Source organism: Agrobacterium tumefaciens (assembly GCF_013318015.2).
GTDB lineage: Bacteria > Pseudomonadota > Alphaproteobacteria > Rhizobiales > Rhizobiaceae > Agrobacterium > Agrobacterium tumefaciens.
Genome location: NZ_CP115842.1, coordinates 398548 through 410354, shown reverse-complemented (window position 1 = coordinate 410354; position 11807 = coordinate 398548). Strand labels below are relative to the sequence as shown.

The 11807-nt window shown below is 54.9% G+C and carries 5 protein-coding genes; all 5 read left to right on the top strand.

The window, feature by feature from the left end:
• Positions 1 to 126 precede the first annotated feature (126 nt).
• Entirely contained in the window at positions 127 to 1260 is a 1134-nt protein-coding gene (odc2, locus tag G6L97_RS15440; protein ID WP_003510663.1) for an ornithine/lysine decarboxylase, read from the top strand.
• A gap of 193 nt (positions 1261 to 1453) precedes the next feature.
• A complete protein-coding gene (locus G6L97_RS15435) occupies positions 1454 to 2023 on the top strand; it encodes a GNAT family N-acetyltransferase (protein WP_013761478.1) in 570 nt (189 codons plus the stop codon).
• Between the two features lie 378 nt (positions 2024 to 2401).
• Positions 2402 to 2980, top strand: coding sequence for a hypothetical protein (locus tag G6L97_RS15430; RefSeq protein WP_174003325.1), 579 nt, complete (start codon positions 2402 to 2404; stop codon positions 2978 to 2980).
• 310 nt (positions 2981 to 3290) lie between these two features.
• Complete coding sequence (locus tag G6L97_RS15425; RefSeq protein WP_174003323.1) at positions 3291 to 5816, top strand: DEAD/DEAH box helicase family protein; 2526 nt, start codon at positions 3291 to 3293, stop codon at positions 5814 to 5816.
• A 453-nt stretch (positions 5817 to 6269) separates the two neighbouring features.
• Positions 6270 to 11735 carry a DUF4011 domain-containing protein gene (locus G6L97_RS15420; protein ID WP_174003321.1) on the top strand — a complete coding sequence of 1822 codons (5466 nt, stop codon included), beginning with the start codon at positions 6270 to 6272 and terminating at the stop codon, positions 11733 to 11735.
• The last annotated feature ends 72 nt before the right edge of the window (positions 11736 to 11807 follow it).

Sequence of the window (11807 nt, the reverse complement as noted above, 5' to 3'; positions counted from 1 at the left end):
TCATTCATATTTGCGCCTTGAGCGTATGCTATCGATTCTGCGCCTCCACCGGCTGATTCGTATGCATATCTCGAGCGTCCTTTGTCCTCCGGATTTTCCGGAGCCGGTTTTATAGGGAATATATCGATGACGACTGCACGCATTCTCGATTTCATCAAGACCCGACGTCCCGAAGGCCCTTGCCTCGTCGTCGACCTCGACGTTGTGCGCGACAATTTCAACGCGTTCCGCCATTCCCTGCCGAACAGCGCGATCTACTATGCGGTCAAGGCAAACCCGGCTCCCGAAATCCTGAAGCTGCTTGCTTCGCTCGGCTCGAACTTCGATTGCGCCTCCGTGGCTGAAATCCAGATGGCGCTTGATGCAGGTGCAACGTCCGACCGGATCTCGTTCGGCAACACCATCAAGAAGGAACGCGATGTCGCCCGCGCTTACGCGCTCGGCATCGATCTCTTCGCCGTCGACAGCCATGAGGAAGTCGAGAAGGTTGCCCGTGCCGCTCCTGGCGCGCGCGTCTTCTGCCGCGTGCTGACGGACGGTGAAGGTGCCGAATGGCCGCTGTCGCGCAAGTTCGGCTGCGTACCGCAGATGGCTGTTGATGTTCTGGTCTATGCACATCAGCTGGGCCTCGAATCCTACGGCGTTTCCTTCCATGTCGGTTCGCAGATGATGAATCTCGACGCATGGGATGCAGCGCTGGGCGATGCCAAGCGCGTTTTCGCTTCGCTGTCCAAGCAGGGTATTCACCTGCAGATGGTCAATATGGGCGGTGGTTTCCCGACCAAGTACCTGCGCGACGTTCCTGCTGCCGAAGAATACGGCCAGGCTATCGACACGGCGCTGCGCAAGCACTTCGGCAACCAGATCCCGAAGACGATCATTGAGCCGGGCCGTGGCATGGTGGGTAACGCTGGCGTCATCAAGGCGGAAGTTGTTCTCGTGTCGCGCAAGTCCGACAACGACAACCATCGCTGGGTGTTCCTCGACATCGGCAAGTTCGGCGGTCTCGCCGAGACGATGGATGAGGCTATCCGCTACCCGATCCGCACCGAGCGCGATCAGGACGAGATGGAGCCTTGCGTTCTCGCCGGTCCGACCTGCGACAGCGCCGACGTGCTGTACGAAAAGAACATGTACCCGTTGCCGGTCTCTCTGACCATCGGCGACGAGGTTCTGATCGAAGGCGCAGGTGCCTATACGACGACCTATTCGGCGGTTGCCTTCAACGGTTTCGAGCCGCTGAAAGCCTACGTCATCTGATCCGAACGCCGCCCGCTGAGTAAGGCGGCGTCTCGAACAAGCTTCCGTTCCGGCTTTGCCGATTGTGCTGTTGCGCAAATCCCTGCTTGCTGCTCCTCTTCCAGCCGAGGAAAGCGTGTCGGCGGGCCGGAACGGCTCCACCATTTTTGATCAAGGGCCGCGTGTGGGCGGTTGTGTGATGGAGGGCCGAGAGATGGCCGCTCTTCTGAATTCGGTACGTGCATTTTTCACCCCGCAGACATTTCATGTCGATCAGGAAAATCCGGGCGATGTCGTTGCCCGTGAAAACCTGCTCGACCGCGCCATGGGCGCTGGCCGCCGCCGCAAGTCTTCCGAAAAGCTGCGCGCCGGCCGTGTGCCAGCGGAAGGTCTGGCGCTCGTTGCGCGTGACGAGGACGGCCATGTCATCGGCACGGTGCGCCTGTGGAATGTCGAAGCTGGCATTTCGCGCGAAGGCCGCGCTGTCGAAGCGCTGCTGCTTGGCCCGCTTGCGGTTGATGCTGCCCATGAAGGCAAGGGCATCGGTTCGGCGCTGATGCGTGCAGCAATCTCCGAGGCAACCAAACGTGGCCATGGCGGAATTCTTCTGGTCGGCGACGCCGCCTATTATGAGCGCTTCGGCTTTTTTGCCGATAAGGCCCAGCACCTGATCATGCCCGGCCCGTTCGAGCGCAGCCGTTTTCTGGCGCTTGAACTCAAAGCCGGCTGGCTGGAAGGTGCGGCTGGTATGCTGGTCGCAAGCGGCCGCAGGCTCTCTGCCTGAGACGAGCCCTGTCACTGATATGAAACCCTGGCTTATTGCCGGGGTTTTTCTTTCTACCCTGTGGCCTGGCGGACGGCCTTTAATTGCCGATAATTGTGCGGAGTCACGCATTCTGACCGGGGAAATACTTTAACCCGGGGGTATTTTTCAGCTGATTTTGACCGGAGAGTCAGCTTGAAATGGCTAATATCTGTATCTCATTGAATCTAAGATAAAAAAACTACAGAATTTTGCAGACTTTTAAACACAGCTCGAGATCGAGCGTGCCTCTTCTATTCGTCCCGGCAGATCAATTTGAGCGACTTTGGCAGCCTTTCAGTTTGTCCCTTGCGATACTGAGCCTCATCGGTTCTAAATCGAACTCTGGGAGCAAAATCGATGAACAACCCACGACCTAGCGAAGCAGCGACGGCCAATAGACCATCGCTTGATCATTTCGACGACGAAGCGGCACGCTCTCGATTACTAGCTGAAGTAATCCGGAAATGGGGTGCTGCTGGCGCAGTTGCCTACGAACTTAGCGATCTTTCCGATACAAGCCACGATGCCCGCGACGTCTCGTATGCAGACCTCGGAATTGAATGTGACGCGTTTGTAGTTCGCTTCGGCGAAGACGTCGGTCTCTATCTCGATGAAAAGCAGGATGTGTTCGTTGATCGAGTCTTCGTTGTTGAGCAGATTTACGAGGGGAGGGATGGAGTGTTTCTTACTATCGTGGCCAGTCGCGCGGGTCGCGTACCCGAACTGTCAGAGGAGACCCCACTGATAGCGAGCGGCTGGGTCGATGCTGACCGATCTGTAGATGACGGATTGGTGCACTTAGGCTTGGTTGGCGATCCCACGATTTTGAAAGCCAAAAATCTGTTCGACATCGAGATGGCTCTCGGTCAGGCTCTCGCAAGGGTGGGCGCGGGCGCGAAATCAAAGCCTCATACGTCAACAAGTTACAGCGCTTAACCGCTTCCTCGCTATCTGGCGTGGGACGGCATCGAAGTAGTGAGTTCACTATTTAAGAAGCTGAGGGAGTGCGGAAGCAATCCAGATCGCTTGCTTTTCATTTTATCGTCGACGAAAGAGAAACACCGCAGCGGCGCTTTCAGATAAAGGAAGTGGCGCACTCCACATCGCGTTAGTGTAACGGCTGTAATCCGGAGGTCCGTTGATTCTTTGAATACTTCCTCGTCCACGATCCTAACTTATACGATTAATCGCTTCTTGATTTTATACGACTGGTTGTTAGTCTCCCCTTCTTGACGGGAGGTGGATCATGGTTTTTGATTTCGGTGGACTGGAGAAGCCCAAAGCGAGGAGCGCGTCTCCCAATCCGCGGGACATTTTCCGCAGTCGACCATCCGGGAAGGCGAAAATCAAGGAGCTCTGGCAAGGCCAAGCACAAGCGCTGGACGAATGGTACAGGAATCCGAAGCAAGACACCTTGATCTCAATGTATACTGGTGCCGGAAAAACTCTGGTTGGGGTTTTGATCGCCCAGAGTTATCTTTTGCAAGGCGTCCGAAATGTACTTTACGTTTGCCCGACGATTGACTTGATCCATCAAACGGTTCGCGAAGCCAACGGTATCGGGATTATGCCGACCACTTTTTACCAGTCGAAATTTTCAGACCAGAATTTTGCCCAGTCAAAATCGTTTTGCATAACGACTTATCAGGCCCTGCTGAACACTCGGAACAAATTCCAAGGCCAGAATGCGCCGGGTGCTGTCATCTTTGATGATGCGCATGTCGGTGAGCGTTTGGTCCGAGACGCGTTTACCCTGACGATTAGGAAGGCAAAGAACGAAGTTCTCTATTCCCAAATTGCGGCGATCATCAAGGAGTGCTTCCATGATATCGGTCAGGTCTATAATTTTGAGCAGATTGTTTCGGATTTCTCCTCAGGTTCCGTAGCGCTTTGCCCACCAAACGGAGTGCACAACCGCAGCCACGAGTTCCAAGCCGCGTTGGAACCGCACATCGACAGCGATATCGGCCTTCAGTTGCCCTTCGATTATCTGCGTGGACATTTGCAGTACTGCGCGATTACCATCAGCAAATTCATAATCGAGATCACACCTCCTTTTATTCCCGCACTCCATGTCCGCGCCCTTGAAGACAAGAGTGTGCCCAAGGTCTTCCTTTCGGCCACGGTCCAGTCCAAGGGCGATATCGTCCGTGCGTTTGGTCGATCCCCAAGGGTGATTGAACCGGACGTTGACGCCGGCCTCGGTGAGAGGCTCATGTTGTTTAGCTCGTCTCTGAACAAATTCTGTGACGACGTGAAGGGTCTCCAAGCCCTAAGCAAAAAAGTGAAGGTTCTGATCGCTACCCCGACGGAGAAGGCGGCAGATAAATGGGACGACTTTGCCTCCCCGCCCAAGAGCGCTGATACATTCACGCAAAGGCTGAACGAGTTCCGTGCGGGGACGACAGGGGCCTTCATGTTGCTGGGTAGATATGACGGCATTGATTTGCCCGACGATGACTGCCGTGTCATGGCGGTTGATGGAGTGCCAGTTGGTTCGGCGCAGCTGGAAAGATACCTGTTCGATCGTATTAAGTTAGATCAGACATTCTTCCCTCGGGTCGCCAATCGTTTCACTCAGCTCTTTGGCCGTATCAATCGCGGAAAGAACGACTACGGCATCTACTTCATCTATTCCAGCGATGCCGAGAACTGGCTGCGAAACGTTGCTAACCAAGCGTATTTTCCGAAAGTCCTTCAAGAACAGATACGTCTTTCTGAGGAGTTCTGCGATCAGCTGAAAGACATGACGCCCGATAAAATCGAGTCAATCGTGACCCAAATCATCGAGCGCGACCAAGGCTGGCTTGGGTATTATCAGGCGCAGATCGGTCAGAACCCGATCGACGAGAAGCGCATCAGCGATCGTGAGGACTACACAAAATTTGATGATGAGCTAGCGAAGCGCGAAGCGAATTTCATTCTCATGCTCTGGCAGGGGGATCACAGTGGAGCGCTCAGGCAGTTCGAGGAGATTATCGATGAAGTGCGGATGAAGAATCCGCGCCTCGCTGGTTGGTATGCAATCTGGCTCGGCGCGGCCAACGCCATTCTCAGTCGTTCCGACGCTATGTTCGATTGGTTTGACGAGGCGAGAAACAGGCTGGGCGGCAAACTTCCACTGCCCCGTCAGGAACAGGAGGAAGTCGGCCTGCTTCCGGCCTGTAAAACCGTAATCGAGGAGGGGCTACGCGAGTTCTGCGCGCTTACCGTGCCCGAGGCTAGTCGCAAGCTGATGAAACTGATGAAAGCAACTGAATCTGCGTACGGTGATCAGTCGCACAAAAAGGCGGAGGAAGCGGTTAGAGTCATTGGGGCGGCGTTGGGCTTCGAGTCTAGGCGGCCTGATACAGATGAGCACGACGGTCCGGACAACGTTTGGATCGATCATAATACCAAGGTAGCGATCCCCATCGAATTGAAGACGGACAAGCTTGGCAGCAATGCGATTAACTCTGAAGAAGTCGGGCAAGTCTACCAACATCTCGAGTGGGCGAGGTCACGCTATCCGGACTACAATGTTCCCGGCATACTCGTATACACGGAGAGCAAGTCGGTGACAGCGAGCAGTAATCCATCCAATGACATGTTCTTCGCCGATCAAAAGGCGTTGAAGGCGCTACAGGCTTCCTTCATCGCCGGCGTGACGACACTCTCGAAGCTGTCGCCGTTGGAGAAATATGGGAAAGCGTCCGAAATTGGCAGTGAACCGGCGTGGCAACCTCTGGCAATTTTCGAGCGGCTGAAAGCCGGGTGCCTCAAGGGGGATTGAATCGGGGCCGATCGATTGATCCGATGCTGCGTGCGGCTCCCCCACGACGGATCAACGACCACGGCCTCAAATTCGGAGACTTTATCCAGCTCGTACAAAACTAGCTTGCTCCGTTCGCCAGTGTCGCCCGGACCATCCGACTTCATCGGGCGACGGGCGATTGACCTCACGTCGCCCGCGACTTGTTGTGAAATCACCGGCGTAGTCTCCGTGGAGAAACTCCTGGTGCTCTTCCGTAGAAACAAGATTGCAGAACAGGCAAAGGCGAGCAGTTCGGCGCAGAGCATTGATCGCGTTTCGGCAAGGCGTCTTCAATTTTACGGCTAGCGAGTGCCGGGCATCACATCTTCAATACAATCTAGGAGTGACGATAAGGATCAAGTAATTCACGCTTGATTTGTATAGGTCCGGCATGAGACACCACGAAATACCCTAATATTACGAGAGTCCTCTATGTCCGACGCGAGTCAATCAAAAGCGCAGGATTTCAGCCAGCTGGTAAGGTCGAAGATCGAGGAGATCAGGCCAAGACTACTTGATCTTTCTGCGAAGAACCCTTTGGTCTCCTTGAGTTTCGGTTCTCGTTCCGCAGGGTATGTCCGCGTTGTCGACGAGCTTCCCGACAGGCTATTCTATTCGCTATTGAACGACGTTTCGCTTGATTTTCGCGCGCTGCCACCGCTTGAGGATGGCCCGCCCGACGAACAGGGTGCCTCCTTTCTTGAGGAGTTTGCAATCGGGCTGGTGACAGACCCCATATATCTTGAGCAGCATTCGAAATTGAACGCGGATGCTGTCGATTATCCAGACCTAGCGCGAACATTGGAGCGGGAGCTAAAGGACTGCATCCGTGAAAAACTCGGGATGCCGAAACGGATCACACGAAAAGATGAACCTCTCACCCAGCATGCCCGTAATCACGGCATTGATCCTGGGTTTGACCTGCCTGAACCTAGCGAAAACATAGACTCGAAACATAACGATGACCTCATCCAGACGCTGCTTCTCGGGCCAGATTTAGAGCGCAAGCTTAACGGACTGATGGCCAAGGGAAAAACTTGGCAGCAAGAGACGGGCTTAAACCTGCTTCGTGGCGCGTTTGGTTTCCTGGAGTGGAAGGACCCCAAGCGCGGCGATAACCGCGTTTATTACTCTCCCTTGGTGCTGTTGCCTACGTCAATGTCGCGCCAGAAAACTTCTGCAGGACCGGTATTCACTGTCGAAGGTGCCGGAGAAGAAGCAGAGACAAATTTGGTACTGCGCGAAAAGCTCCGCCGTGAATTCGATATCGAGCTACCTGTTTTCGGCGGCGGGTCTCTTGAGGCCTATTTTGAGGAGGTTTCCGCTGTCGAGCAGACAAAGGTTTCTTGGCGTGTCCGTCGTTGGATCGTGTTCGGTGTGTTTCCCGCAGCACGCATGGCCATGTACGAAGACCTTGATACAGCAATATCGGATTTCTCCGAAAACAGCGTAATCGAAAACCTCCTTGTTGGCTCTGAGGTTGGACAAGCCGGAGCGATTGCGAACGAGTACGAAGTCGACGCTCCAGATGTCGAGGCGCATGTCCCTCATCTAGTGAAAAAGGCGGATGCTTCACAGTTTAGCGTCCTCGTTGATCTCGTGAAAGGCAAGAACATCGCTGTCGAGGGCCCGCCTGGGACAGGGAAGTCCGATACGATCGTCAACTCGATTGCCGCGGCGTTGGCGAAGGGCAAGAAGGTACTTTTCGTTGCCGAAAAATCCGCGGCCCTGAAAGTCGTCCATTCTCGTCTCGAAGAAGTTGGGTTAGGGGAGTTCGTTTTGCCGCTTCTTGCGGGAAAGGGGAGCCGAGAGGAGTTCATGGACTCGCTTCGAGCGCGACTTGATGCGGTGGAACCATCGCCCCGGTATATGCAACAAGAACGAGAACGGTTTGCTGCAGCTAGAGACCGCTTGGCGCGCTACGTCAGCATCCTTTCAGAAGAGTGGAACGGTAGCGGCAAATCAGTCCATGCTGTTTTGGGCGCTGCGATCGCGACACAAGATGCCCTGTCGAGCCTTACGCCAACGGCCGTATTGGAACATCGGTTGCCCAAGGCCGATCTCAAGGAACACGAGATCAACAACTTGGTTGAGGCGGTACGAAGATTGGCAGAGATATCCTCCACGGATGCCGCCAAGCGTCCGTATTGGCGCGGCACCACATCCCTCGACACCAGCCCATTCAAGATGAACGCTATTATTGCCCGCACCGAGAAGGCGGCGTCGTCCTATAAGCGGTTTGATGAGGCCCTTTCGACCCTGCGCAAGCGGACAGGCATTTCGACCCTTACGCTTAGCGATGTTACTCAGCTAGCTTCATGGATAAATCGTCTCGTCGAATGGAATCCGCAGTCTTTGTCGGACGACGATATCACAATTGCGGTCGCGGCTCCCGCGTCAGCGATTTCGCAATTCCTTGACCGATGTGCGAGCGCTCAAGAGAAGGTGGCAAAGCTCAGTGAAGTTGTCACCGATCCTTTGATGCCAGACCTTTCTGATTCACTCACCCGTATCGCCGATATCTGTGAGGCGAACGGGATCGTAAGATTGGATGCATCTGATCGGATACTGCAAATCGAATTTCACTCGAATGCCAAAATCGAGGCAGAACGGCTTAGCGCCGATGTATCGGCTTTTGTACGCCGTGTACCCGGTGCAGCAGAATGGACTGTCCGAGACGTGCGCAACGCGCGTAGAATATGGTCGGAAACCAGTGAGCGAGTTGTCGCACAGCGCCGTGCGAGCTTGATCGACGCGGCTTCGATCGAAACCCTCAGGGGGCTTTTAGAAAGAGCAGAGGCTCTTCGCCAGCGGCACGCGGAGTTAAGTGGCGCAGTCACTGTTAAAACTCGTCTGAAGGCGTCCGACGTTGAAGGCCCACTTGTTGTGATCAGACAATCGGGAGCATTCAGCTTTCTGTCGGGAGCTTTCAAACAGGCGAAGGCGTTTTACCTGTCAATTTCCAAAAGAGGCACTTTCGACAAAACTACGGCAATCGACGATCTCCAGCGATTACAAACGTTCCTCGAGGATGAGGAAGCGTTCAACGAGAGGGCTATCCGAAGCGGAGTTTTTGGCCCCAGCTTCGAAGGTCGAGAAACAGATTTCCAGACCTTCGAAGAGTTGGCCCGCCTCTATGCCGAGATTGATAAAACACTTCCTGGTTTCGAACATCGCGAGATCAGGTCTTTCCTAAAGACGGCAGAGGCCGATCTGGTTGAGAGCATGCCTGCCGTTGGGGATTTGCCTCCCGAAATGAAGTTTGGAGCGGTCGAGGATTTCGGCAAGGAGTCGTCGACGGTTCTGGCTCAACTACGTGAGGTTCACGAGGAGCTTTCGAGACTGGAAATTCAACTTCTGCCATCTGGTAGGGAATTCGGGCCATCCGCGATAAGGTCGCTAGCCGCTGATATAGACCGTTTGCAGACAGCTCTTCTCCGATTGGATTCATTTCCCCAAGCTGCCCAACTCGGAGGACGCTTCGCGGGCTGGAGAACCGATTTTCAGGCAACGAGACCGCTTATTGAACTCGCTTCCCTGTTCGAAGAGGCAGCCAAGTCCGGCGAAATCCTTCGCCGGAGTCTTCAGGACAAGGACTACCCTCTACTGGTTGCGGAAACCAGTGCAACGGTTGCTACTGGCGTGGAGGCCAATGCCGCGCTCACCGATGCATCGCGGGAGGCAGTCTGCGATCTGCGAGCCAACGCCAACGATCTGGACGCATCTGCAATGGGCACATTCCTTTCGGCGGCTGCTACCGATGCAGAGGGACTAGAGACAGCGATCCTGATTTCGAAGGCTATGACGGACGTGGCTCGCTTCGGAATGATGGAGACTGTTGATTTGCTTCAAACGCAAGTCGCCGGCTGGGACAAGCTGCCTCGAATGGTGGAAGCGCTGGTTCGTCGGGCGGCGGCCGAACGCGTGTATGACAAATACGGATCAGAGTTGGCTGGTTACTCCGGCAAGCAGCTCGAGGACATCCGAGCCGAATTCAAGCATGCCGACGACAATGTCAGGAAACTCTCACGTAAAGCCCTCCGGTCGGAACTCATCGCAGGGGCAAGGCCAGCAAGCGGAAATTCACGCGGTCGTGTTGCTGACTATTCCGAAATGGGGCTTCTCGAACACTTGGCAAACCAAAGGCGAATTCGTGTTCCTCTGCGGGACATCACCCGCCGTGCTGGCCGCGCACTGCTGGAACTCAAGCCTTGCTGGATCATGTCCCCACTTGCGGTTGCCCAGTTCATTCCCAAGGGATCAATCGACTTCGACATCTGCGTGATCGACGAGGCATCCCAGATGCCTCCCGAAGATGCCGTCGGTGCGTTGTACCGCGCCCACCAGGCGATGATCGTGGGTGACACAAAGCAGTTGCCGCCTACGAATTTTTTCCAAAAGATTTACGCGGGCGACGACGAGGACGACGAGAAGCCCGACGCTGTTACCCAGGAATCTGTGCTGGAAATGGCGAACGGTGCATTCCGACCACGGCGGATGCTTCGTTGGCACTACCGCTCTCGCCATTCTGCGTTGATCAGATTTTCAAATAGGATGATGTACGACGACGACTTGGTCGTTTTCCCGTCGTCAAACGAAGATGATCCGTCTATGGGCGTCTTCTCTACATTCACGTCGGGCATCTACAAGGCTGGCCTGAATCCTATCGAAGGCGAGGCGGTGGTAGAAGCGGCACTGGATTTCATGAAAACCGATCCGCATCGATCGCTCGGTGTCGTAGCGATGAATAAGTCGCAATCGGACTTCATTAACGAGCGTCTTCAATATGCAATCGCTAGAGACAAAAGGGCGACCGAGTACGTCGAGCGCTGGAGTGCGGAGAGAGGTGGGCTCGAGGAGTTCTTCGTAAAGAACCTCGAAAACGTCCAGGGCGACGAGCGCGATGTGATTTTCATATCGACGGTCTACGGCCCACCTGCACCTGGTGAACGCGTCCGCCAAGCGTTCGGTCCGCTCAACGGCGCAACTGGTAAACGGCGTCTGAATGTTCTCTTCAGCCGCGCTAAAGAGCAAATTCGGACGTTTACGTCCATGACAAGCGACGACCTTCTTGCGGAAGAGGGAGGCAATGAAGGGGCGCTCATGCTCAAGCGTTGGCTCCAATACAGTGCTGGAGGTCTCCTTGAAGCTTCGTCCGGCACTCACGGTGCATTCGATTCACCGCTTGAGCAGTACATCGCGCAGCAGATCGAAACCATGGGATGCACTGTCGTTCCCCAAGTAGGCGTCGTTGGCTATTCGATTGATCTGGGTATCAGACATACGGAATGGCCAAACGGCTTCATCATGGGGGTCGAGTGCGATGGGGCAACATACCATTCCTCAAAGTCGGCGCGTGACCGTGACCGTCATCGACAGGAAGTTCTGGAAAACCTGGGTTGGAAAATTCACCGGGTTTGGAGCACGGACTGGTTCGACAATCCGCGTAGGGAGGCCGAACGACTTCGAACGGCGATCTCCGCCCGTTTGTCGGAGTTGAAGGATCGGGCCACCCGGCCGCTGCCTCAAAAGCCAATCGTGATTGAAAAGTCCGAACCGAAGGTTCCGTCGCCCAAGACGCGCCCGATTGGTGAAGATGATGGGCAGACCACCCTTGCACTGCGGGCGCACCCTACGCCCGCGCCAGGGACGAGTAGTGCTGCGGCCAAAACAATAACGGCCAGATTGGGGGACACCGTTCGTTTGCGCTATCTGGACAAAAATCAGGAAACCTATCAGTTCAAGATCGTCAAAGAACCGAGCCAACCCGAACGCGGAATTGTGAATCAGTCAGCCCCGTTGGCGAAGAGCGTCATCGATACGGAAGAAGGGGAGGAGATCGAAATCCTTCTCGGCAGCTTGATACGGAGGGCGGTCGTTGAAAAGATTTCCCGATAGGTCTCGACTTTACGCTAACGCTAATATGACCACTTATCGATTTTTAGGCGGGCCTCCAAGCACTTAGGACAC

Coding starts and splice junctions, on each gene's coding strand:
- odc2 (WP_003510663.1), top strand. CDS start 127: ATGACGACTGCACGCATTCTCGATTTCATCAAGACCCGACGTCCCGAA.
- G6L97_RS15435 (WP_013761478.1), top strand. CDS start 1,454: ATGGCCGCTCTTCTGAATTCGGTACGTGCATTTTTCACCCCGCAGACA.
- G6L97_RS15430 (WP_174003325.1), top strand. CDS start 2,402: ATGAACAACCCACGACCTAGCGAAGCAGCGACGGCCAATAGACCATCG.
- G6L97_RS15425 (WP_174003323.1), top strand. CDS start 3,291: ATGGTTTTTGATTTCGGTGGACTGGAGAAGCCCAAAGCGAGGAGCGCG.
- G6L97_RS15420 (WP_174003321.1), top strand. CDS start 6,270: ATGTCCGACGCGAGTCAATCAAAAGCGCAGGATTTCAGCCAGCTGGTA.